The 23,663-nt window shown below is 70.1% G+C and carries 19 protein-coding genes; 11 read left to right on the top strand and 8 right to left on the bottom strand.

Annotated elements, in window-relative coordinates; all coding sequences use genetic code 11:
- Positions 1–92 precede the first annotated feature (92 nt).
- Complete coding sequence (locus tag ACQP06_RS26110) at positions 93–3,233, top strand: BTAD domain-containing putative transcriptional regulator (protein ID WP_433667061.1); 3,141 nt, start codon at positions 93–95, stop codon at positions 3,231–3,233.
- A 6-nt stretch (positions 3,234–3,239) separates the two neighbouring features.
- Here ACQP06_RS26110 and ACQP06_RS26105 read toward each other — a convergent pair whose 3' ends face one another.
- A complete protein-coding gene (locus ACQP06_RS26105; protein WP_433667060.1) occupies positions 3,240–4,628 on the bottom strand; it encodes a serine hydrolase domain-containing protein in 1,389 nt (462 codons plus the stop codon).
- Between the two features lie 169 nt (positions 4,629–4,797).
- Here ACQP06_RS26105 and ACQP06_RS26100 point away from each other — a divergent pair, with 169 nt between their 5' ends.
- Together ACQP06_RS26100 and ACQP06_RS26095 are read left to right on the top strand one after the other, a co-directional pair.
- Complete coding sequence (locus tag ACQP06_RS26100) at positions 4,798–5,835, top strand: alpha/beta hydrolase (protein WP_433667059.1); 1,038 nt, start codon at positions 4,798–4,800, stop codon at positions 5,833–5,835.
- A 167-nt stretch (positions 5,836–6,002) separates the two neighbouring features.
- On the top strand, positions 6,003–6,983 hold the full coding sequence (locus ACQP06_RS26095; RefSeq protein WP_433667058.1) for an alpha/beta hydrolase: 981 nt from the start codon (positions 6,003–6,005) through the stop codon (positions 6,981–6,983).
- A 69-nt stretch (positions 6,984–7,052) separates the two neighbouring features.
- On the opposite strand, the gene ACQP06_RS26090 is transcribed toward ACQP06_RS26095, so the two are convergent.
- The 3 genes from ACQP06_RS26090 to ACQP06_RS26080 all read right to left on the bottom strand — a co-directional run bounded on the left by ACQP06_RS26090 (position 7,053) and on the right by ACQP06_RS26080 (position 10,386).
- Complete coding sequence (locus ACQP06_RS26090; RefSeq protein ID WP_433667057.1) at positions 7,053–8,660, bottom strand: flavin-containing monooxygenase; 1,608 nt, start codon at positions 8,658–8,660, stop codon at positions 7,053–7,055.
- A gap of 117 nt (positions 8,661–8,777) precedes the next feature.
- Complete coding sequence (locus tag ACQP06_RS26085; protein WP_433667056.1) at positions 8,778–9,143, bottom strand: ArsR/SmtB family transcription factor; 366 nt, start codon at positions 9,141–9,143, stop codon at positions 8,778–8,780.
- A gap of 4 nt (positions 9,144–9,147) precedes the next feature.
- On the bottom strand, positions 9,148–10,386 hold the full coding sequence (locus tag ACQP06_RS26080) for an MFS transporter (RefSeq protein ID WP_433667055.1): 1,239 nt from the start codon (positions 10,384–10,386) through the stop codon (positions 9,148–9,150).
- A 112-nt stretch (positions 10,387–10,498) separates the two neighbouring features.
- On the opposite strand from ACQP06_RS26080, the gene ACQP06_RS26075 reads away from it, so the two are divergent.
- Positions 10,499–11,263 carry a hypothetical protein gene (locus ACQP06_RS26075; RefSeq protein ID WP_433667054.1) on the top strand — a complete coding sequence of 255 codons (765 nt, stop codon included), beginning with the start codon at positions 10,499–10,501 and terminating at the stop codon, positions 11,261–11,263.
- Here the strand turns inward: ACQP06_RS26075 and ACQP06_RS26070 are convergent.
- The gene (locus ACQP06_RS26070) at positions 11,253–12,038 is read right to left on the bottom strand and encodes an SDR family oxidoreductase (RefSeq protein WP_433667053.1); all 786 of its coding nucleotides are present in this window, start codon (positions 12,036–12,038) and stop codon (positions 11,253–11,255) included. The genes ACQP06_RS26075 and ACQP06_RS26070 overlap by 11 nt on opposite strands.
- A gap of 152 nt (positions 12,039–12,190) precedes the next feature.
- Positions 12,191–13,825, bottom strand: a complete 1,635-nt coding sequence (locus ACQP06_RS26065; RefSeq protein ID WP_433667052.1) for a TerD family protein — start codon at positions 13,823–13,825, stop codon at positions 12,191–12,193.
- A gap of 109 nt (positions 13,826–13,934) precedes the next feature.
- Between ACQP06_RS26065 and ACQP06_RS26060 the strand changes: the two genes are divergently transcribed.
- Complete coding sequence (locus tag ACQP06_RS26060; protein ID WP_433667051.1) at positions 13,935–14,429, top strand: hypothetical protein; 495 nt, start codon at positions 13,935–13,937, stop codon at positions 14,427–14,429.
- Between the two features lie 14 nt (positions 14,430–14,443).
- Here the strand turns inward: ACQP06_RS26060 and pabB are convergent, their stop codons facing one another.
- Positions 14,444–16,567: an aminodeoxychorismate synthase gene (gene pabB / locus ACQP06_RS26055; protein WP_433667050.1), complete on the bottom strand. Its 2,124-nt coding sequence runs from the start codon at positions 16,565–16,567 to the stop codon at positions 14,444–14,446.
- 116 nt (positions 16,568–16,683) lie between these two features.
- Between pabB and ACQP06_RS26050 the strand changes: the two genes are divergently transcribed.
- Both ACQP06_RS26050 and ACQP06_RS26045 read left to right on the top strand, forming a co-directional pair.
- Positions 16,684–17,748 carry a phosphotransferase family protein gene (locus ACQP06_RS26050; RefSeq protein WP_433667049.1) on the top strand — a complete coding sequence of 355 codons (1,065 nt, stop codon included), beginning with the start codon at positions 16,684–16,686 and terminating at the stop codon, positions 17,746–17,748.
- Positions 17,749–17,827: 79 nt separating this feature from the next.
- A complete protein-coding gene (locus tag ACQP06_RS26045; RefSeq protein ID WP_433667048.1) occupies positions 17,828–18,409 on the top strand; it encodes a DinB family protein in 582 nt (193 codons plus the stop codon).
- Positions 18,410–18,412: 3 nt separating this feature from the next.
- Here the strand turns inward: ACQP06_RS26045 and ACQP06_RS26040 are convergent, their stop codons facing one another.
- The gene (locus ACQP06_RS26040; protein WP_433667047.1) at positions 18,413–19,603 is read right to left on the bottom strand and encodes a serine hydrolase domain-containing protein; all 1,191 of its coding nucleotides are present in this window, start codon (positions 19,601–19,603) and stop codon (positions 18,413–18,415) included.
- Positions 19,604–19,819: 216 nt separating this feature from the next.
- Between ACQP06_RS26040 and ACQP06_RS26035 the strand changes: the two genes are divergently transcribed.
- From ACQP06_RS26035 to ACQP06_RS26020, 4 genes are all read left to right on the top strand, one after another.
- Positions 19,820–21,226 (top strand): amino acid permease, encoded by a 1,407-nt coding sequence (locus ACQP06_RS26035; RefSeq protein WP_433667046.1) that lies wholly within the window; start codon positions 19,820–19,822, stop codon positions 21,224–21,226.
- A gap of 9 nt (positions 21,227–21,235) precedes the next feature.
- Positions 21,236–22,048: a serine hydrolase domain-containing protein gene (locus ACQP06_RS26030; protein WP_433667045.1), complete on the top strand. Its 813-nt coding sequence runs from the start codon at positions 21,236–21,238 to the stop codon at positions 22,046–22,048.
- Between the two features lie 121 nt (positions 22,049–22,169).
- On the top strand, positions 22,170–22,703 hold the full coding sequence (locus ACQP06_RS26025) for a DUF3145 domain-containing protein (RefSeq protein ID WP_379278772.1): 534 nt from the start codon (positions 22,170–22,172) through the stop codon (positions 22,701–22,703).
- 112 nt (positions 22,704–22,815) lie between these two features.
- A complete protein-coding gene (locus ACQP06_RS26020) occupies positions 22,816–23,235 on the top strand; it encodes a hypothetical protein (protein WP_433667044.1) in 420 nt (139 codons plus the stop codon).
- Positions 23,236–23,663: the final 428 nt, after the last annotated feature.

Below are 23,663 nucleotides of genomic sequence, written 5' to 3'. Positions count from 1 at the left end.
GGCGCCCGGAGTCGATTACCTCAGGGGTAAACGGCTGGGCCCCGCCCGATCGGAGACGGGTGCCCGGCCGGTGTGTCTGGAAGACTCGCCGGGTGCAGGTGAGTGTGCTCGGACCGGTTCGGGTCCATGCGGAGGACGGGACCCGGGTCGAGATCTCCGGCGTCCGGGTGCGAATGCTGGTGGTGCGATTGGCGCTGGAGTCGGGGCGCGATGTGTCGGTCTCCGCGCTCGTCGACGGCCTCTGGGGCGAGGAACCGCCCGCCGAGGCGTCGGGCGCGTTGCAGGCGCTGGTGTCGCGGCTGCGCAAGGCCCTGCGCGATGTGGGCACCGTCGAATTCGGGCCCGGCGGCTACCGGCTGCCCGGGGTCCGCGTGGACGCGGAGCAGTTCGAGGATCTGGTGCGGCGCGGACGGCAGGAACTGGCCGCGGACCGTGCCGAACCGGCTGCCCGACTGCTGGGCGAGGCCCTCGAGCTGTGGCGCGGGCCCGCCCTCGGCGACGTACTCGACGCCCCGTACGCCCAGACCGCCGCGACCCGGCTCGACGATCTGCGGGCCGCCGCCCTCGAGGACCGCTTCGAGGCCGATCTGCGGTTGGGCCGCCACATCGAGGTGCTCACCGACCTCGAGGTCGCGGCCTCCGACAATCCGCTCGGCGAACGGCTCGCCGCCCTGCGCATGCGGGCCCTCGCCGCGGCCGGACGGCAGTCCGACGCGCTGGCGGCCTACGAGGAGACCCGGGCCCGGCTCGACGAGGAACTGGGCATCGACCCGTCGGCGATCCTGCGCGAAACCCACCTGGCACTGCTGCGCGGCGAACTCGAAAGCCCCTCCCCGCGAAGGGAACCCGCGACCCGGAACCTCCCGGCCCGCCTCACCGGATTCGTCGGCCGCGAACCGGAGATCGCGGAAGTGACCGGGCTGCTGGCGGATTCACGACTGGTCACCATCGTGGGACCCGGCGGCGCCGGCAAGACCCGCCTCGCGCTCGAGGCCATGGACCGGCACGGCACCGGCGCGGTGTTCTTCGTCCCGCTGGCCGAACTGGGCGCACCCGACCAGCTCGCCGACGCCGTCGCGGGCGCACTCGACAGTGCTGCCGCCGAACGTCCCGACAAGACCGGCCGGCTGATCGAACTCCTCGACGTCGGGCCCGCCGTCCTGGTGCTCGACAACTGCGAGCACGTCATCGCGGCCGCCGCCGGGCTCGCCGAGACACTGCTGGACCGGCTGCCGCAACTGCGGGTACTCGCCACCAGCCGCGAACCCCTCGCCATCACCGGTGAGGCCCTGTGTCACCTGGGTCCGCTCGACGTGCCCGCCGAGACCGCGGATTCCGCTGCGGCCCAACGCTCCTCGTCGGTGCGGCTCTTCGTCGAACGCGCCGCCGCCATCCGTCCCGGCTTCGCGCTCGACGACGACACCGTCGCACCGGTGGTGGAGATCTGCCGCCGGCTCGACGGCCTCCCATTGGCCCTGGAACTGGCCGCCGCGAAACTGCGCGCCATGAGCGTCGACCAGGTGGCCCGGCGGCTCGGCGACCGCTTCCGGCTGCTCACCTCCGGCAGCCGCACCGCCCTGCCCCGGCAGCGCACCCTGCTCGCCCTGGTCGAATGGAGCTGGGATCTCCTCGAAGAGCCCGAAAAGGTCCTGGCCCGAAGGCTTTCCGCGTTCCCCGGCGGCGCGACCGCGGAAGCCGTCGAGATCATCTGCGGCGACGAGCAACTCCCGGCCGACGACCTGCTCTACCTGCTGGACGCCCTGGTCGAGAAGTCCCTGGTCACCGTGAGCTCCGATGATCCGCCGCGCTACCGCATGCTGGAGACCATCCGCGCCTACGCCGCCGACCGGCTCGCGTCCTCCACCGACCACCTCACCGAGCCGTTCACCGACTACTACCTGACCCTCGCCGAACAGGCCGAACCCCACCTGCGCGGCACCGAACAGCTCGCCGCCATCGCCCTTTTCGACGCCGAACACGCCAACCTGGCCGCCGCGCTACGCACCGCGCTGGGACAGCCGGCATCGCCGGAGATCGCGTCGCGGCTGGTGCGCGCCCTGTTCTGGTACTGGGGGATCCGGGGGATGAGCACCCAGTTCGAGAGCTCGCTGGCCGGAATCCTGGCCCTCGCGGATCAGCTGCCGGAATCGGCGCGCGCCGCGTTCCGGGTCATCGCCCTCATGGCCGGAGCCCCGCCCGCCGGAAGCTCGCTGTCGACACTGATCGAGGACTGCGTGGCAGCCGGTGGGCTGGAATTCCATCCCGCTGTACCACTGTGGACCGCGCTGCTGGCCGCCCGCGCCGAGGACGGGAAGCTCGCCGAACGACAGCTGCGGCAAGCCATGACCTGGCCGGATCCGTGGGTGCGGGCCAGCGCCCAGTTCGCCCGCGACATCGCCCTGACCGGGGAGGGACGGCTGGCGGAGGGAGTCGAGGCCCGGCGAGAAGCATTGCGAGGCTTCGAGATCGTCGGTGATCGCTGGGGCCTGGGCATGGCCCTGCTCGCGGACGGACGCGCCCACGCGGTGGCGGGCGAGCACGATCGGGCCCTCGCCGACTTCGCCCGCGCGGTCACCCTGGCGTCCGAACTCGGGACCGAGGACGATATCGCCGCCGCTCGCACCGCCCTCGCGGAAGAACGAATGCGTGGCGGCGAACTCGCCGAGGCCGCCGGCGATATCGAGGCCGCGCAACGACTCGCCGCCGACCAGGGCCTGGCTCGGCTGAGCGCGGTGATCCTCTTCGCCAGCGCCGAATTGCATCGCCGCACAGGTGATCTCGATCGTTCCGGCCGCGATCTGGAGCAGGTCGAACAGCGGATTCGTCACCTGCCCTACCCGGAATCCATGGCAGCCAACCAGATAGCGGTCGCGCGGCTGCGGAATCACCTCTCGGGAGCGGACGTCGGGTCCGCCCGTGCGCTGCTCCCTCAGGTGATCGACGGGTCGTTCGTGCACGGCGACTCCGCCCTCACCGCGCACGCGCAGGCTCAGGCCGCGGAACTGCTCGCGAAACTCCGTCTCCTGGAGGATGATCCCGCAGCGGCCGCCACGGCTCTCGGCCTCAGCGAGGTCATCCGCGGTGTCTTCGATCACGGAGAGCCCGAGCTGACCACGCTCGTCGCCACCCTCACCGAGCGTCTCGGCGAGGACGAGTACCACCGCGCATATCGCCTCGGGGCCGATCTCTCCAGGCCGGAAGCCCTGGGCCGCTTGACGGGGGCGGTGGGCTGACGCCGCTCAGGACACCCTGCTGAACAATCGCCCGGCCAGATCCACCCCGATGATCTCCCCGTCGGCGTCCCGGCTGAAGAACCCGCGCTGACCCTCGAAAGACCCCGCGGTGATCACATAGTCGTCCCCGTCGCCCGGCAGGATGCCGAACGGGAACGGCGGGTGATCCTGCGGGATCTCCGCGCCCCCGGCGGCCCGGATCTCCGGCTTGACCTTGCAGTCCAGGTACAACTGATCGCCCTCGGCGTAGCAGGTCATGGTCATAGCGTCGATGTCGTACACGCCGGACAGCTCCGGGACGCGGGCGGCGTCGAACGGCACCGGCTCCGGGTTCTGGTCGAGCACGCCCAAGTAATGCTCCAGCGCCCAGCGGACGATGGCCTGGTTGGCCGGAATGCCGTCCGGGCTGGCATTGGAGAGCACCACGATCGCGAAATCGCGCTCCGGCACCAGCTGGAAGTCCGCGAACTGGCCGAAGCCGGAACCGCCGTGCCCGGCCATGCGCACCCCGTCCACCTCGCGCAGCATCCAGCACAGGCCGAACGCGTCGGCCAGGGTGCTGTTGCGCAGCGTGACGGTCGGCTCCCGCATGGCGCGCAGCAGATCGGTGGGCAGCACGGTCTCGCCGTGCGCGCCCCGGCCGTCGCCGAGGTGGAAGCGGCCCCAGCGCAACAGATCCGACACCGTGGTGCCGAGGCCGCCGCCGGGATTGTTGGCGCGGGTACCCTTCCAGACCCGCGCCACCTCGAGGGCCCCGTCCTCCTGGCGCTCGTGCCCGGCCGCGAAACGGCGAGTCATGATGTCGCCCTGGAAGTAGTGGCTCTCGGTCAGCCCGACCGGCGCGAAAACGGTGTCGGCGACGACCTTTTCGAACGGCTCGCCGGTCACGTTCTCGATGACGCGGCCCAGCAGATTGAAACCGGCCTGACTGTAGGACGCGCGCTCACCGGGAGCGCCGAGCAGCGGCAGCTCGGCCAGCGACGCCACGAACGCGGCCAGCCCGTCCTCGCCCTCGCCGGTGTTGTTGATCAGGTTCCACTCGAACCCGGCGGTGTGGTTGAGCAGCTGCGCCACGGTGATGGTGGCCGCGGTGTGCTCGTCGAGCAGTTCGAGCTCGGGAACGTAGGTGCGGACCGGGGCGTCCAGGTCGACCCGGCCGTCGGCGACCAGGCGCAGCAAGGCGGTGGCGGTGAAGGTCTTGGAGGTCGAGCCGATCGCGAACACGGTGTGCTCGGTCACCGGCACCGGGTTCTCGGTGCTGGTCACGCCGACCGTGGCATGGATCTCACGGCCGCCCGCCCAGATACCGACGGCGATGCCCGGCATGTCGTACCGCGCGGCCGTGGCCTCGACGAAAGCGGTCAGGGCGGCGTCGGAAGTTGTGGTCTGTGTCATGTCCATGACGATGCCGACCGCCGCTGACACCTCACCGACAGTGCGCTGACAGCCACTGACCGGGGTTCTCAGCCGCCACTCAGTTTCGAGCCAGCAATTACTTAGAACGTATCGGCAATGTGATGCGCTGAGTAGTAACAAGCTGGAAAACACTGCCGAAGGAGAAAGCGTGCGTTCAACGAAGATCTGGTGCAGTGGAGTACTCGCCTTGACCGCAACCGTCCTGCTACCAATCGCCGCCGGTGCCGCCTGGGCCGACCCGGGCGCCTCGGTGGACTATGCCGGGGCCTCCGCCGACGGCTCCCGCATCGCCTCCAGCAAGCCCACCGATGCGCGGAACCTGACCTTGCAGGTCTATTCGGCCGCCATGGACAAGAACATCCAGGTCGACGTGCAACGAGCCGCCGACACCTCGGGGCCCACCCCGGTGCTGTACCTGCTCAATGGCGCGGGCGGCGGCACCGACACCGCGACCTGGCGCAAGCGCACCGACGTCCTGAACTTCCTGTCCGACAAGGACGTCAATGTGGTGCAGCCGATCGGCGGCGCGTTCAGCTACTACACCGACTGGCGCGACCCGGATCCCACACTGGGCGTGAACAAGTGGAAGACGTTCCTCACCGAGGAGCTACCCCCGCTCATCGACGCGGCCTTGAACACCAACGGGCGCAATGCCATCGCGGGTCTGTCCATGGCGGGCACCTCGGTGTTGCAGCTGCCCATCGCCGCGCCGGGCCTGTACAAATCGGTGGCCGCCTACAGTGGTTGCGCCCAGATCAGCGACCCGCTCGGCTACAACTTCGTCAATATGGTCGTCGCCGTGGGCGGCGGTGACAGCAAGAACATGTATGGCCCCCAAGGCGATCCGGAATGGGCCGCCAATGATCCCTACCTGCACGCCGATCAGCTGCGCGGCCTGGACCTGTTCATCTCCAGCGGATCCGGCCTGCCGGGCGAATGGGACACCCTCGACGGCCCGCACACCCAGCCGGGCGCGGGCGGCCTGATCAACCAGCTCGCCCTCGGCGGCGGGCTCGAGGCCGCCGCCAACTACTGCACCCAGAATCTGAAGGTCAAGCTCGACGGCCTCGGTATTCCGGCCACCTACGACTTCACGCCCACCGGCACCCACTCCTGGGGGTACTGGGAGGACGCGCTGAAGAAGTCGTGGCCGGTCCTGGCATCCGGTCTGGGCCTGCCCGCCTGATCGGAGACGACGAAACCGGCGCGCCTCTAGGGGAAGCGAGCCGGTTTCGTCGTGTCCGGGGGTGGTCGCGGGACGGCCACAGTGCGGTCACCGGGGGCGGAATCCGGCCCTGACCGGCGGCGCGGAATCGTACCCTCAGGCATAGTTCCATCGCCGAAGGAGACACCGTGCGATCGACAAATTCCCTGGTCAGCGCACTATCCGCCGTGGCCGCAACCATCCTGCTCACGACCGCCGCGGGCACCGCCGCCGCCGAACCCGACACCGGCGACGGGCGCCTCCAGACGCTGTGGGTCCATTCCGACGCCATGGGCCGCGACATCCAGGTCGAGGTGCAGCGCGCCGCCGACACCGCGCAGCCCGTCCCGGTGCTCTACCTGCTCGGCGGCGCGGGCGGCGGCGTCGGCGCGGTGAACTGGCAGACCGCGACCGACGCCATGGACTTCCTCGCCGGCAAGAACGTCACCGTGGTGGCGCCCATCGGCGGCGACTACACCTACTACACCGACTGGCGCGCGCCCGATCCCGTTCTGGGCGTGAACAAATGGCGGACCTTCCTCACCCAGGAGTTGCCGCCGGTCGTGGACCGGGAACTGAACGGCAACGGGCGCAACGCGATCGCGGGCCTGTCCATGGCGGGCACCTCGGTGCTGCAACTGGCCATCGCCGCGCCCGGGCTGTATCGATCGGTCGCGTCCTACAGCGGCTGCGCCCAGATCAGCGACCCGCTGGGCCACCATTTCGTGAGCACCGTGGTGGAGAAGGGCGGCGGCAACCCGGCCAACATGTACGGGCCCGCGGGTGATCCCGAGTGGGCGGCCAACGATCCCTTCCTGCACGCCGATCAGCTGCGCGGCCTGAACCTGTTCATCTCCAGCGGATCCGGGGTGCCGGGCCAGTGGGATCTGCCGGGCGGCCCGCACACCCTGCCCGGCCTCGACGGCTGGATCGACCAGCTGACCCTCGGGGGCTCCATCGAAGCCGTCACCGACTACTGCAGCCACCATCTCGCGGCCCGGCTCGAATGGCTCGGCATTCCCGTCACCTGCTACTTCACGCTCACCGGCACCCACTCGTGGGGCTACTGGCAGGAAGCGGTGAAGCAGTCGTGGCCGGTGCTGGCGGCGGGCTTGGGACTGCCCGCCTGACACGACACAGCGCCGAATACGACGAAACCGGCTTGCTTCCACGGGAAGCAAGCCGGTCTCCTCGGCCGATTACGCGGTCAGCTCGAAGTTCGGGTAGCCGTTGTCGCGCTCGTCGTCGCAGTAGCGGCGGTAGTTGCCGAAACCGCCGATGTAGGGCATGAACACGCGCTTCTTGCCCTCCACGTTCGCGCCCATGTACCAGGAGTTGGCCTTCACGAACAGCGTGCCCTCGGCGACCTCCAGCAGGTGATCGGTCCACTTGACCGCCGCCTCCGACCGCGCTTCGGCGGTGCGGATGCCATGGGCGCGGCAGTGCTGCACCAGCGCCAGCACCCAGTCCAGCTGCTGCTCGGAGTGCAGCACCATGTTCGCCATCACCGACGGGGTGCCGACACTGTTGATGCTGAACATGTTCGGGAAGCCGGGGATGCCGAAGCCCAGGTAGGTGACCGGGCCGTCGGCCCACAGGTCGCCCAGGCGGGCGTCGCCCGCGCCGTGCAGGTCGATGCGCAGCAGCGCGCCGGTCATGGCGTCGAAACCGGTGGCGTAGACCAGGGTGTCGAGCTCGATGAACTGGTCCGCGGTGCGGATGCCGGTCGGGGTGACCTCCTCGATCGCCTCGCGACGCAGGTTCACCAGCGACACATTGGGCCGGTTGAACATCTCGTAGTAGCCCGAGTCGGTGCAGATGCGCTTGGTGCCGATCGGGTGGTCGGAGGGGATCAGGTCGTCGGCGACGGCCTGATCGTCGACCTTGGCGCGGATCTTCGCGACCGCGAACTCGCGCACCAGCTCATTGGCGCGGATATCGCTGTTCTGGTCCGGGAAGACCTTGTTGAACAGCACGCCGCCGCCGTTCCAGCGGTCCTCCATGGCCGTGGCCCGATCCTCGGCGCTCATCTCCAGGGCCTTGGTCTCCAGCGAGGCGTGCGGGGTGGCCGCGCCCGCGTAGTAGGACTTCTCGCGGCGCTGCCGGTAGGTGGCGCGGATGTCGGTCTGCTCCTGCTCGGTCCAGGGGCGGTTCGGGACCGGGACGCTGAAGTTGGCCGAACGCTGGAACACGGTGAGCGCCTGCGCCTCCCGCGCGATGATCGGCGACACCTGGATGCCCGAGGAACCGGTGCCGATCACGCCGACCCGCTTGCCCTCGAAGGACACGCCCTGCTCGGGCCACTGCGCGGTGAACAGCTCCTCGCCCGCGAAGGATTCGATGCCGGGGATGTTCGGCTTGATCGGCGCGGACAGGCAGCCGGTCGCGAAAATCACGAACTGCGAACGGAATTCGTCGCCGCACTCGGTGCGCACCGTCCAGATGGCGGCGGCGTCGTCGAAGCTCGCGCCGATCACGCGCTGGCCGAAGCGGTAGTGGCCCTTCAGCTCGAAGCGGTCGGCCACGTGATTGATGTAGTCGAGGATCTCCGGCTGCGCGGCGAACCGCTCGGTCCAGGTCCAGCTCTGCTGCAGGTCCTCGTCGAAGGAGTACGAGTAGTCGACGCTCTCCACGTCACAGCGCGCGCCCGGATAGCGGTTCCAGAACCAGGTGCCGCCCACGCCCTCGCCGGCCTCCAGGCCGAGCACGTTCAATCCGGCCTTCGCCGCCTGGTGGACGCCGTACAGTCCGGCGAATCCGGCCCCGATGATGATGACATCGAATGGGCTGCCCTGCTCGGGATGCATGCGCGCGACCTCTCACTATTCGTCCGGCGATATTTCGAATAGGCATATCGTCGCGGCGAATGCGGGTACACGGCGATACCACGTCCCACTGACCAGGAGCGCAGGTCCGGGGGATGGTTACTCGTGGGAGGGTTCGCCGGTCACGACGTGATCGGCGTGGTTGAGGCCCTCGCGGACCAGGCGGGCCAGGTGGCCGTCGCGAATCCGGTAGATGATGCGGCGGCCCTCGCGGCGGGTGTCGACCATGCCCGTGAAGCGCAGCTTCGCCAGATGCTGGCTGACCGCGGTCCGGGACGCGCCGCAGGCCACGGTGAGCGCGGAGACATCGGCCTCGGCGTCGGCCAGGATCCACAGGATGTGCAGGCGGGTCGGATCGGAGAGCATGCGGAAGGTCTCGGTGGCCACGTCCAGCCGGGCCTCGTCCGGGGCGACCGGATGGGTGAGGCTGGGAGTGGCGGCGGGCAGCGATTCGGCCTTGCTCACCTGATCACCTTCCTGCCGCGGGCACCGCCTCGATGTCGGCGGGGACGGACGCGGGCCAGACCCGCGCCGCGGTCGTCGCTGCCAGTGTAGCGAGCGCGGCCAGCACGATGGCCGTGGTCGGCAGACCCGCCAGCGCGCCCAGCTTGCCCGCGATCGGATAGGTCACCAGGAAGCAGGCGTGCGACAGCGAGAACTGGGCGGTGAAAACGGCTGTGCGATCGGAGAGTTGGGTCTGGGCGCGCAACAGGCGGGCCGACGGGGTGCTGATCATCGAGGTGCCCGCGCCGAGCAACAGCCAGGTCAGGGCCAGCACGATCGCGCCGGCGGTGTCGGGGAGCAGCGGCGGCAGGGACGCGGCGATCAGGCCCAGCGGCAGTAACGCGCTGCCGGTCAGCATGAATCGCCGGTCGGGGAGGATCGTCAGCAGCCGCGGGGTCGACAGCGCCACCGCCATCGATCCGAACCCGAAGCAGGCCAGCGCGAGTGCCACACCGGTATTGGAGCCGTCGAGCTGGTCGCGCACGTACACCACGGTGTTCACGAGGACCAGCGACGAGGCCGCGGCCACCACCATGTTCAGGGCCAGCAGGCCGCGCAGCACCGGGCGGTTCATCATGATGCGCGCGCCCGCGGTGATGCGCTCCAGCAGCGGGGCCGAGTGGTCGGCCGGGTCCAGGCGGGGCAGCCGGGTGGTCACCACCAGCAGCGCCGAGGCCACGAAGCCCGCGGCGGTGCCGACGAACAGCGAGTGATAGCTGATCACCGTCAACAGGGCGGCTGCCAGCATCGGGCTGAGCAGCGACTCCAGGTCGTAGGCCAGGCGCGACAGGGACAGGCCGTGCGTGTAGTCCTCCTCGTCGACCAGGATCGACGGGATCAGCGACTGGAAGGCCGGGGTGAAGGTCGCCGAGGCCGACTGCAGCAGCGCGATCAGCACGTAGATCTGCCAGGTGTGGGTGACGAACGGCAGCATGAGCGCGATTCCGGCCCGCACCGCGTCCGCCGACACCAGCACCAGGCGGCGCGGCAGCCGCCCGGTGAGTGCCGAGATCACCGGCGCCACAGCGACATACGCCACCATCTTGATGGCCAGCGCGGTCCCCAGCACCGCCCCCGCCTGACCACCCGCCACCTCGTAGGCGAGCAGGCCCAGCGCGACGGTCAGCAGGCCGGTACCGACCAGGGCGACGACCTGGGCGGTGAACAGCTTGCGGAACTGAGGATGGCGCAGCACGACGAGCATGCCGCCACTATAGGCCAATAGGTGCGCAGGTGTGCACATGATGTCGCGTATATGTTTCCGGCACCCCGTCGCCGTGCGGGTGACTGGGCGATTCGTCGCTATCCTCACTGTTATGGGGAGGAATCTCGCGGCCGGCGCCCTGGTCGCCGCCGCGACACTGGCGCTGGCCGCCTGTGCCCGCCCCGACGCGCCCATGGCGGGCAACCTCGACCCGCAACCCAGCGCTCCCCGCGACATCGCGGCCACCGAGCCGCCCGCCCCCGTCTCCGGGCTACAGCCCTGCGGCGATATCGGTTCCGCCGCAACGCCTCCCGACTGCTACCTGCAGTCACACGACAGCGCTGGACTCACCTTCGAGGTCCGCCACCACGGCCACGGGCAGCAGAGCGCGGTCACCGTCACCACCCTGGACCCCGAGGGCGTCACCCTCCAGACTCTGACCGAACCGGCCGTCGGCACGACCGAACCGCGCCTGCGCGACGTCGACAACGACGGCCGCGACGAGCTGATCATCCCGGTCATGGCCGCCACCGCCAATATCCGGTACGTCATCTACCACGCGGCGCCCGACGGCAAGCTCCAGCGCTCCGGCGAACTCGCCGGAATCGGCATCGACACCTCCGCCGCGGGCTACACCGTCATCACCGCCCGCGACTCCTACGAACTGTGGAACATCCAGTTCTGGACCTTCGACGCCGCCGTCCTGCACCCGCTCGTCACCGTCGAGGTCCACTTCCTCGACGACGGCACCGGTCACGTCGGCGGCAGCGAATGCACGGTCGTCGACACCGGCGGGCTGGCCCGCACGGGGCTCAGCCCAGACCAGGCCACAGCCCAATTCTGCGCCGAACCAACGGTGCTGCGGGTCAAGCGCTGACCGGCTTCGCGTACCGGCGGCGCAGCCACTCGGCATAGTCGAAAGACACTGCCTCGCCCTCGGAGTCGAGGCACAGCGCGGCGTCACGCACCCGCCGGATGGCGCGGCCGATGGGCGGCACCGGGAAGGGCAACAGGGCCTGGCCGAGGGTTCGGGCGCGGAGGTCGGCGAGCTCGGCCAGCGTCTGCACGACCGGGCCGCCGACATCGCGGACCCGGCCCGACGGCCCGGCCTCCACCGCGTCGGCGAGCCGGCCCGCCACCGCGGTCACGTCGACCGGCTGGAAACGCATGGCGCTGTGCGGCGCGATCCGGAACTTCGCGCCGCCGCCCAGCAGTTCGTCGATGAGTTCGTGGAACTGGGTGGCGCGCAGCAGGGTCCACGGGATCGGGCCCTGCGTGACGGCCCGCTCCTGGGCGACCTTCGTCCGGTAGTACGCGAACGGGACCCGCTCGCAGCCGACGATGGAGATCTCCACGTGATGGCCGACCTTCGCGCGCTGCTCGGCGGCCAGCAGGTCGCGCACGCCCTCGACCATGGTGCGGGCGCTGCGCGGGCCACGGTGATTACCGGCGTCGACCACCGCGTAGACGCCCTCGAGCGCCGCGTCCAGGCCCGCGCCGGTCACCAGATCGACCGCGTGATGCTCGGTCCCCGGCACCGGATCGGCCGGTGCGGACCGGCTCAGCACCCGCACGGTGTGGCCCCGGGCCGCCAGCTCACGGACCACCGGCGCGCCCAGGGTTCCGGTGCCGCCCACCACTGCTACCTGCATTTCGACTCCCCTTCCTCGATCTGCTCGTCTCGGACGCTAGAACTACAAGGGATGGCGCTCACCATGATTCATCGCATGGTGTTCGATTGCCACAGCGTTCGATTACCCACATTCGGTGCGCTGTCGCGGGGTGGTGCGGCTGGATTCCAGGCTCAGATGTGCGCGCCCTTGGTGCGATTGCAGGCGCGGCACAGGATCTGCAGGTTGGCGGGGCTGGTCGCGCCGCCGCGGCTGATCGGGATGATGTGGTCGAACTCCAGATAGTGGGTGTCGCCGCATTCGACGCACTTGCCGCCGTCGCGCTGCCACACCACGGCCTTGACATCCGGTGGAACCGAACGGGTGTCGCGGCGGCCGGGGGTGAGGGCCAGGCGTTTGGCCACCCGGAGCGCGCCCTCCATGGCGGCGGCCGCGTAGTCCGGATCGGCGAGCTCGAGGATCGCGCCGCCGCGCGCGGAGGTGGCCGAGATCTCGATCCGCCCGGCGGCGGGGGTCACCGAAACCACTCGGGCCCAGGGCATCTCGATGCCGGTGTCGGGGCCGGTGAAACGGAGTTTGCGGTTGCTGACGATCAGACGGCCCTCGGTGCGTTTGGGGCCGCGGGCCAGCTGGCGGACGTGGACGGCGGGCAGGTTCAGGTGGACGCGCTCGTCGGGGTCCAGGTGCAGGCCGGTGGCGGGCTGGTGCGGGAGTTCCCCGGAGCGCAGCCGGGTGAGCAGGCGGGCACGGTGCAGGCGGCGGCGCAGATCCTCCACCAGCGGGCCCGACAGGGACAGTTCGGCGGCGGTGTCGTCGAAGTCGTCCAGGGTGGACTGCTCGACCACGCCGTCGGCGAGGGCGAAGGCGACCACGCGTTCCAGCTGCTCGGAGGCGGCCGGGCGCAACAGGTCCAGGGCCGCGGCCCGGTCGATGCGCTGGAAGCGCAGATCCGACCACATCGACTCCCAGTCACCGCCGGCGCGCAGGACCCGTTCGGCCCGAGGACGCCAGTCCCGCAGGTATTCGGCTGTCTCCGTACCGCATTCACGGCACAGCGGGGTCGCCCCGAACAGTCCCGCGGCCGCGCTCAGCAGACCCCTGCGGGGCGCGCCGCAACGCGGGCAGTGGCGGGCGTCCCGCACCGGGACCGGGCGGGTCGAGGCGGTCCAGGCGCCACCGTCCCACCAGCGCAGGCGGGCCGGATCGCGCGGGTCCGGATGCCAGTCCGCCCGTTCGGGATCCGAGGGCGGCGGGGTGCGGCGCGGTTCGGCCTCGACGCCGCGCGCGGGATCGATCCGGATACCGAACTCGCGCACCAGCCCCGCCAGACTGACCCCGGGATCGGCCAGCGCGCGGAACTCCCACGCGCCGTCGGCGCGCGTGAACTCGCCCAGCACCAGCGCCGACGCCGGCTGCGACGCGTCCACCTCGTAGGAGACCACCGGACTGTCGTGGTCGAACACGGTGAGCCGCAGGCCCTCGACCCCGGCGAAACCCTGGCCGCCCCGGCCGGAACCCTCGGTTTCCGCGACCGCGCCGACGACCACGATCCCGGCCACCTCCGGCCCGGTCCGCGGTAGCGACACCGACAGCCGGGCCGTCCCCGCCGCCGGCTCGCGATCCAGCGTCACCGCCTGGGAGACGTGGCGGGGCGCGTCGAACCAGACGAAATCGCGGTCGGACCGGGCCCGGCCGTGCTCCGTCACCAGGACGGCCTGCGCCCGCACCGCATGCGACGACCGCCACGAAAGCACAACCGTCAGAAGCGATGTCGGAACCGTCGTTCGCTCACCCTTGGTCAGTTTCATCGTGGTGGCACTATGCCACGAGCCACCGACAAAACCGGCCACCGGCCACCGGCGAAACCGCACGCCCGCCCTCACGGCCGATCCGGAAATCGTGCGGCACAGTAGAGGGATGACCAACCCCAAGGGGAGCGACCAGCAGAACCCCGCCCCGCGCGGCAAGGGCGCCGGCTCGCGGGTGCCCACCGCCGGCGACATCCTGGCCGCCGCGCAGGCCGCCGTCGAGGCCGCCCAGAACGCCGCCGGGCTGGCCCTGGACTCGGCGCAGGTCACCGCCTCGACCGCGTTCGACACCGCGGTCCGGCTGCCGCCCGCCTCCATCCAGCTCGCGGCGCAGCTGCCCGACCTCATCCAGAGCCTCACCACCGCGGTCGAACGCCTCAACTCGACCATCGACCGGCTCGACCGCACCCTCGCCCTGGCCGAACCGGCCTTCATCGCCTACGACCGCGTCCTGTCCCGGCTGGAATCGGTCACGGCCCTCGGCGAGGACATCATCGAGCGACTGGACAAGCTCCCCGGCGTCTCCCTGCTGGGTCGCCTCACCGGCGGCCGCGACAATCCGGAACCCGAACCGCCGCAGGACAAGTCCCGCCGCCGCAAATAATGTGACCGCGGCGGTCAGGACAGAGGGAGCGGAGCCCGCGGCGGGACGCCCAGCCCGGGCAGGGCGCGCAGCGCGGCCGCGGCCTTCCACACCATCTCGTGGTACTCGCCCTCGGGATCGGAATCCAGGACCACCGCGCCGCCCGCGCCGATCCGCCACCGGCCGTCGTAGCGGACCGCGCTGCGGATGACGATGTTCAGATCGGCCGTGCCACCGAGGCCGAGGAAGCCGATCGTGCCCGAATAGACGCCGCGGGCCTCGGTTTCGAATGCGTCGATGATCTCCAGGGTGCGCAGCTTCGGCGCGCCGGTCATGGAACCGCCCGGAAAACAGGCGCGCAGGCAATCGACGACATTCAGCTCCGGACGCAGCCTGCCGCGGACGGTCGAGACCAGTTGGTGCAGAGTCGTGTACGTCTCGACTGCCATCAGCTCGGGCACATGCACCGAACCGACCTCGCAGACCCGGCCCAGATCATTGCGGAGCAGATCCACGATCATCAGGTTCTCGGCGCGGGTCTTCGGGTCTCGCGCCAGATCCGCGGCGATCTCCGCGTCCTCGGCGGGTGTGTGGCCGCGCTTCGCGGTGCCCTTGATCGGCTTGCTCTCCACGGTCCGGGACCGGTCCAGCTTGAGGAAGCGCTCGGGAGACGAGCAGGCCACCTCCAGGTCCGCGAAGCGCAGGAAGGCCGCGTAGGGGGCCGGATTGCAGCGGCGCAGTGTGCGATACACGGTCAGGCCGTCGGCGTCGCCCGGCGGATACGCGCTGTCGGTGATGCAGATTTCGTACGACTCGCCCGCGTGCAACTGCTCCTGGCAAGCGGCGACATCGGCCAGATAGCGGGCGCGGCCCCGGGTCAGCAGCGGCGCGACCGTCGCCTCGTCGGCACGCAACTCCAGCAGCGGCGGATTCTCCCACGTCGGAAGGGTTTCCACGACGGCCCGGGTGGCGGCGAGCCAGTCCCGGGCGGCGGCGGTGGCCTCCGGATCGGTGAGGGCCAGCAGGTGAGTGCGGCCCGCCTCGTGGTCCACCACGATCAGGCGGTCGGCGAAGATCCACTGAGCGTCAGGGGTGGGGGAGCGGTGCGGTGCGACGGCACCGCAGTCGGCCTTCATCTCGTATCCGAGGTAGCCGACGTAGCCGCCCGCGAAATCGAAAGGCACGTCCGGGAAGTCGATCCGGCGGCGGCGCAGCTCGGCGGACAGGTAATCGAGGACGCTGCCCGGGACCGTGCGGCTCCCGGCCGCGGACTCGACCTCCACGTGGCCGCTGCCCACCCGGTAGCCGACCACCTCGGCCAGCGGGCCGGACGCGTCACCCAGGAACGAGAAGCGGTCCAGGCCCGGCTCCACGTGTTCGCTGTCGAGCCAGAAGGCGTGGGGGGAATCGGCGTAGAGGGCGTCGAAGACGGCCTCGGCGTCGACCGCGCGCTCCACGACGGTCCGCTCGACGAGGTAGTGGACGGGTGCGTCGACCGGGCGCGAGGCCTCGGCCTCGATCTCGCTGTGCGCCACAGGTGTTCGCTCGGAAGGGAAGGAGACACCCTGTCCCCGATGGTATTCGGTGGTCAGGGCGGCGAAATTGCGAAGCAGCTGTTCCCCGTGCTCGCTGGAGACGGACTCCGGATGGAACTGGACACCCCATTGCGGGCGGGTGCGGTGGCGTACGCCCATGATCACGCCGTCCGGCGCGGTGGCCGTGACCTCGAGGGCCGCCGGGACCGGCTGAGCCGCGCACAGCGAGTGATAACGCACCGCCGAGAACGCCTGCGGCACATCGGCGAACAGGCCGCGTCCGTCATGGCTGATCAGATCCGGATACCCGTGCCGGGCCCGCGGTGCGATGACCACCTCGCCGCCCGCCGCGATCACGATGCCCTGATGGCCCAGGCATACGCCCAGCAAAGGGAGCTCCGATTCGGCGATGAGCGCCGCCGAGATGCCGAAATCGCGGGGAACATCCGGCCGTCCCGGCCCGGGGGAGATGACGATGTTGTCGAATCGTTCGAGCCCGAGCTCCTCGATCGACCCCACCTCGTCATTGCGCACGACCACGGGTTCGACCCCGTTCACCCGGCTGATCAGCTGATACAGGTTGTAGGTGAACGAGTCGTAGTTATCGATCAACAGCGTGCGCATTTGACCACGCACATTACGCCTGCCGCGTTGAAACACCGCGCTCCGACCTGCGTGAACGAGTCGCCCGCCACTACTGCTGGCACACGCCTTCAGTTTGTCCGGGCGACTACGGCACAATGGTCGGCATGTCTGTTGCGCAGCCGTCCGAAGTGGATCGTGACGTCGTCGATTTCGCCATCGTCGGAAAGTGGATGGAGGAGCAGGGCTTGCCCGGCGGCGAGTTCGAGGAGGTGAAGCCGCTCGGCGGCGGCACTCAGAACATCATGCTGCGCTTCCGGCGCGGTGGCCGCGACTACGTGCTGCGGCGCGGGCCCAAGCATCTGCGCACCGCCAGCAACACTGTCATCCAGCGTGAGTCCCGCATCCTCGGCGCCCTCGGCGACACCGAGATCCGCGCCCCCAAAGTGATCGCGGCCTGCCCCGACGAATCCGTGCTCGGCGCGTCGTTCTATCTGATGGAACCCATCACCGGCTTCAACCCGCAGAACGAGCTGCCCGAACTGCACGCCGGCGACCCCGAGGTGCGGCGGCGGATGGGTCTGTCCGCGGTCGAGGCCATCGCCCGGCTCGGCTCCCTCGACCACGAGGCGCTCGGCCTGGCCGACTACGGCAAGCCCGAGGGCTTCCTGGAACGCCAGGTGCCGCGCTGGCTCAAGGAACTCGACTCCTACGGCGTCAACGAGGGCTACCCCGGCCCTGAGATCCCCGGCGTGCAGCAGGTCGGCGACTGGCTCGACCGCAACCGGCCGGTGCAGCCGAAGGCGGGCATCCTGCACGGCGACTGCCACCTCGCCAACATGATGTTCTCCTTCGACGGCCCCGATGTGGTGGCCATGGTCGACTGGGAGATGTCCACCATCGGCGATCCGCTGCTCGACCTCGGCTGGCAGATCGCCACCCGCCCCGAACCCGGCACCACCGGCGCGGCCCTGATCGGCACCCTCGGCGCGGTCGGCGGCCTGCCCACCGCCGAGGAGATGATCGCCCACTACGGGCGGTTCTCCGACCGCGACCTGAGCCACGTCACCTGGTACACCGTGCTGGCCTGTTTCAAGCTCGGCATCGTCCTCGAGGGCACCCACGCGCGCGCGTTCGCGGGCAAGGCGCCCAAGCAGGTCGGCGACTTCCTGCACGCCATCACCCTCGAACTGTTCGACAAGGCGCACAAGCTGATGGAGTGACGGCAAACCTGTCGCCATCTCGACGACAGCTGGCTGAATATTGGTGGCCGACAAACAAATGCCACCGTATGTTGGGGCCATGCCGATCGTTCCCGACGCCAAAGACTGGACCTGGGTGCTCGAACGCATCTGCGCCGACTGCGGGTTCGACCCCGACGCCATCGCCTTCGCGGCGGTGCCGGGGTCGGCCCGCGCCAGTGTCACCCGGTTGCTGGCCGCGCTGGAACGGCCGGACGCGCGGCTGCGGCCCGACGACTCCACCTGGTCCGCGCTCGAATACGCGGCCCACGTGCGCGATGTGTGCCGCATCTTCACCCATCGGCTCGACATCGCGCGCACCGGCGAGCCCCGGCCCGGGCCGGTGATCGCCGCCTACGACACCGCGGTCACCGTGGGGGACAACGGGATTCCCATGTTCGCCAACTGGGATCAGGACGCCACCGCGCTCGCCGAGAACTACGGCGCGGCCGAGACCGCCACCGTGGCAGCCGAACTCGCGGCCGCGGTCGACGTGGTCGCCAACGCCTTCGCGGCCGTGCCGGACGGCGAACGCGACCGGGCCGCGCTACGCGGCAACGGTTCCGCGTTCACCATCGACTCCATGGCGCGGTACTTCCTGCACGACCTCGTGCATCACGCGCACGACGTCGAACGCGGCTGAGGATCAGCGGCAGCGCAACAGGGCGTCACGCAGATTGCGCGAACGAACGTCGTCGAGCACCGCCATGCCCAGGCGGTTCATCACGTAACCGAAGCCGAGACCCGTTGCCGGATCGGCGAAACCGAACGAGCCGCCGTAGCCGGTGGTGCCGTAGGCGCGCTTGTCGGAGCCGAACCGGAAACCGCCGCGGGACTTGCGGAAACCCAGGTGGTAGCGGCTCGGGGTGAGCAGCACCAGATCCTCGGCGGGGACGTCGTCGGCGGTGTCGGCGGTGGCCAGGCGGTCCAGCAGGGCCCGGTCGATGGGCAGCTCACCGGTCTGCCCGGCCGCCGCGCCGTAGACCCGGGCCAGGGCGCGCGCCGTGCCGACGCCGCCGGCCGCCGGGCTCTCCACCGACAGGAACTCGCGTCGCGCGGCTCGGGCGGGCGCGCCCACCTGCGGGCTGTTCAAGGCGCGGAAGGACAGGCCGCGCTTGCTGTAGAGCTGGATGCCGATGCGCACCGGGAGATCCCGCTCGTAGCGCAGGATGTCCAGGCCCTCGGTCGCCGACAGGGTCGCCACCCGATCGAGGGAAATCTCCTCCGGCAGGCCGATATAGAACTCCGCGCCCACCGGGGCGGCGATGTCCTCGGCGAAGATGCGGCCCAGCGTGCGATGGGCGGGATCCACCCGTCGCAGCAGCTCGCCCTGGTACAGGCCGGCCGTGATCGGGTGATAGCCGTGCCGGGTTCCCGGCTGCCACAACGGTTTCTGCTCGGCCAGCACCACCGCCATGCCGTCCAGATCCGCCATGTCCGTGAGCCGGAACGGGCGATCCAGGGCCGCCAGGCCACCCTGATGGTCGAGCAGCTGGCGCACGGTGATCGATTCCTTGCCGTGCGCGGCGAACTCGGGCCAGTGCAGCGCCACCGGATCCTCGTAGTCGAGCAGGCCCTTCGATACCGCCGACGCGATCGCGAACGCGGTCATGCCCTTGGTCGAGGACCACACCGGGGCCATGGTGTCGCGCTCCCACGCCGCCGTGCGCTTGCGATCGCGATAGCCGGCCCACAGATCCACCACCGGCCGATCCCCGTCGAAGACGGCGACCGCCGCACCGATCTCGCCGTGCCGGGAGAAATTGCGGCGGAACGCGTCGGCGACCGGACCGAAACCCGCGTCCACCTCGCCGTGGACCGTGACCTGCTCACTCATGATGGGGTCGATCGTAACCGGGTTCGGCGACAGCGCCAGGGTGAGCGCTCGAGCGGGCGACGGACAACGCTCGGTCCGGTGATGCGCTGGTCCGCGGCCGGGCGACGCAGCGCACACCGGGCGACGCCAGTACATAGCTGGGCGTGGCCGAAGACCCTGCCGGCCACCGTGACCGCGCGATATTTCTGCCGATCCGTGCCGGTATCGTGGCCGGACATGCCCGGAATCCCGCGGATTACCGCATCATTGCTGCGCACCAAGCCGGTGGAACAACTCACCTCCGACGGCGAGCACACCGCACTGCGGCGCAGCATGGGCCTGACCGCGCTGATCGCCCTGTCGGTCGGCGCGACGCTGGGCACCGGCATCTTCGTCGTCCTCGGCGAGGCCGCGCCGCTGGCGGGGCCGGCCGTCGTCGTCTCCTTCGTCATCGCCGCGCTCGCCGCGCTGTTCTCGGCGCTGTCCTATGCCGAACTCGCCGGCGCCGTGCCGGTATCCGGGTCGGCCTACTCGTATACCTATGCGACGCTGGGCGAGATCGTGGCCTGGGTGTGCGGGTGGTGCCTGCTGCTGGAGTACGGCGTCTCGGTGGCGGCCGTCGCGGTCGGGTGGGGCGCGTACCTCAACGAATTCCTCGGCTCCACCATCGGCTGGCGCATCCCCGACGTGCTCGCGCAGCCGCCGGGCGAAGGCGGCGTGATCAACCTGCCCGCCGCCGTCGTCGTACTGCTGGCCACCGCGGTGCTGCTGGGCGGCATCCGGGAGAGTGCGCGGGTCACCACCGTCACCACCATCATCAAGATCGCGGTGCTGATGTTCTTCGTGGTCGTGGCGGTCACCGCCTTCAACTCCTCGAACCTGCACCCCTTCGCGCCGGAGGGCATCTCCGGGATCGGGGCGGCCGCGTCGATGGTGTTCTTCTCCTTCATCGGCTTCGACGCCGCCTCCACCGCGGGCGAGGAGGCCAAGAACCCGCAGCGGGATCTGCCGCGCGCCATCATCATCTCGCTCGGCATCGTGACCCTGATGTACGTGCTGGTGGCGCTGACCGCCGTCGGCGCGGTCGGCGTGGACGACGTGAGCAGCTCCGGCGCCTCCCTGGCCACCGTGCTCGACCAGGTCACCGGGCGCGGCTGGCCCGCCACCATCCTCGCGGCCGGCGCGGTCATCGCCATCGCCTCGGTGGTGCTGACCGTGCTGTACGGGCAGACCCGCATCCTGGTCGCCATGTCCCGCGACGGGCTCATGCCGAACGTGCTGTCACGGGTCGGGCAGAAGCAGGTGCCGACGATCAACACGCTCATCGTGGGCGGGGTGGTGGCGGTGCTGTCGGCGCTGGTGCCGCTGGGAGAACTGGTGAACGCCACCAATATCGGCACGCTGGTGTCCTTCGGGCTGGTGAACATCGGCGTGTTGGTGCTGCGACGCACCAAGCCCGACCTGCCGCGCTCGTTCCGGACGCTGGTGCCGGTGGTGCCGGTCATCGGCGTGGCCATGTGCGTGTGGCTGCTCGTCCATCTGCCCGGGGTGACCTGGCTGGCGTTCACCGTGTGGTCGGCGATCGGGCTGCTGGTGTACTTCGGGTACGGCAGGCGGCGATCGGCGCTGAACCGGGCCGCCTAGGCTCGACATATGCGAGCGCTCGAGCAGATTCGACAGTGGCCGGTCCGGAACGCGGCGGCGGGTGTCGCCGTCCGGGGCAAGGGTGTGGTCGACACCGAGGGGGATACCGCGCGGGTGTTTCCGCTCGCCTCGGTGACCAAACCCCTTGTGGCGTACGCGGTTCTGGTGGCGGTCGAGGAGGGGGCGATCGAGCTCGACCAGCCCGCGGGGCCGCCCGGATCCACCGTGCGGCACCTGCTCGCCCACACCTCCGGGCTGGCCTTCGACACCGACGCGGTGCTGGCCGCGCCGGGTGCGAAGCGGATCTACTCCAGCGCCGGATTCGAGGTGCTCGCGGATTTCGTTGCGGCGCAGACCGGTATCGCGTTCGACCGGTATCTGCACGAGGCGGTGTTCGAACCGCTGGGGATGACGTCCTCGGTGCTGACCGGTCCCGCCGGGCATGCGGGCCGCTCGTCGGTCGCAGATCTGCTGCGCTTCGCTGAGGAATTGCTGGCACCGGAAATTCTGAGTGCCGAATTGGTTTCCGAGGCAAGCGAAGTGCAATTCCCGGGACGCAATGGCGTGCTGCCCGGCTACGGTTCGCAACGGCCCAACGACTGGGGACTGGGATTCGAGATCCGCGACCACAAGGCGCCGCACTGGACCGGCGGCGCGAACTCGCCCCGCACTTTCGGGCATTTCGGGCAATCCGGAACGTTCCTCTGGGTGGATCCGAACGTCGGCATGGCGTGTCTCGCACTCGCGGACGAGAATTTCGGAGACTGGGCCCGGGCCGCGTGGCCGACCTTCAGCGATGCCGTGATCGCGGAGTTTGCGTAGACGGCGACACGGTCGCGGAGTAACACACGCAACATCGGGCACTCCAGTAAACTCGGGCCACGCCGAGCTCGGACCAGGGTCGTTGGGGAAGACGTACCTCGTCGAGCCGGAGGTGTCAGTGGTGCGTGCGTCTAGTCAGTTCGCGGAAGCGACGTCTGGGGTCGTCTATGTCCATTCGTCGCCGGCCGCGCTGTGCCCGCATATCGAATGGGCACTCACCTCGACGCTCAAGGCCCCCGCCAAACTCCGCTGGACCGTCCAGCCCGCCGATCCCGGGCAGCTGCGCGCCACCACTGATTGGTACGGGCCAGTCGGTACCGGGGGGCGATTAGCCAGAGCATTGCGCGATTGGCCCGTGCTGCATTTCGAGGTCACCGAGGAACCCAGTGAGGGTGTCGACGGCGAACGCTTCAGCTTCGTCCCCGGCCTCGGCATGTGGAGCGGCGCCACCGGCGCCAGCGGCGACGTCATGGTCGGCGAGATGCGGCTGCGCGCCATCGTCGCCGAGGCCCGCGCCCACGGCCGCGGCACCGCCGCCGAGATCACCGCCGAAATCGATCGCGCCCTCGGCACCGCCTGGGACGACATCCTCGAGCCCTACCGCCTCGGCGGCGACGGCGCGGACGTCACCTGGCTGCGCCGCGACGTCGGCTAGACCCGTACCACCGGACACACCGCGCGGACCGCCGAACCATCCGAGCCTGCCGTCGCAAACGCCCCGAAACGGGCAGAATTCCCAGGGGAGGGGCAGCCGACGAGGAGGATTCGTGCGGACCACAGCGCAGATCGCGGGCACGGCACTGGCCGTCATCACCACGGCCCTCACCCTGACCGCCTGCAACGACGCCACCAGCAACAGTTCTTCGGACGCGACCAGCAGCGCCGCCAAACCCGCCCCGTCCGCCGCCGCCTTCCCGGCCGCCGGCCACGACGCCGTCCAGTGCGGCACCGGCCCCTGGGGACTCGCCGTCGTCGCCTCCACCGCCAAGGGCAACGACTTCTGCCCCACCGCCCTCTCCGTCGCGGGCGCCTACGCCGACCAACGCGCCAAACAATCCACCGGCGACATCGCGGTCACCGTGGCCACCATCCGCTGGGTCTGCGGTGAACGCGCCGGCAGCCCCAACCCGTACCAGGAATGCGCCAGCCAGAACGAATCCGCCGACAAGGTCCGACTCCAGTCCTGAACCCGGCCAACGGATTCACGCACGACTACCCGGGTGCGACCGTGCTGCTTCCGCCCGGCCGGATCAAGCGGATCGCTGGTCGCCGTGGGTGCCGGCCAGCTCGGCTACATTGGCCGCCCCCAGAGCGAGCAGGGTTATCGAGAACAGCACGGGCGGGGCGAGAATCCAATGCTCGGAAGCGCTGTCGCCGATCGACAGGCGGGTGAAGGGGCGGTCAGCATTCTGCTCATCGCTCAGTCGGTTCGGCGCGCGCGGGCGGCGTCGGTGAGGATGCGGACGGCGTGGTCGTCGGGGAGGGGCCGCCACGCATCTGCTGCGCCACATCCCCGGCGGTTCGCCATCGACCCGCCGCGCGGGCGGAACACGCGCCACGCGCGACTCGCCGACCATTTCGGCGCGCTCCGGCCCATGAACCCGGTCCGCGTCTG

Source organism: Nocardia sp. CA-136227, from assembly GCF_050955695.1.
GTDB lineage: Bacteria > Actinomycetota > Actinomycetes > Mycobacteriales > Mycobacteriaceae > Nocardia.
This window is presented reverse-complemented; position numbering and strand designations above follow the sequence as displayed.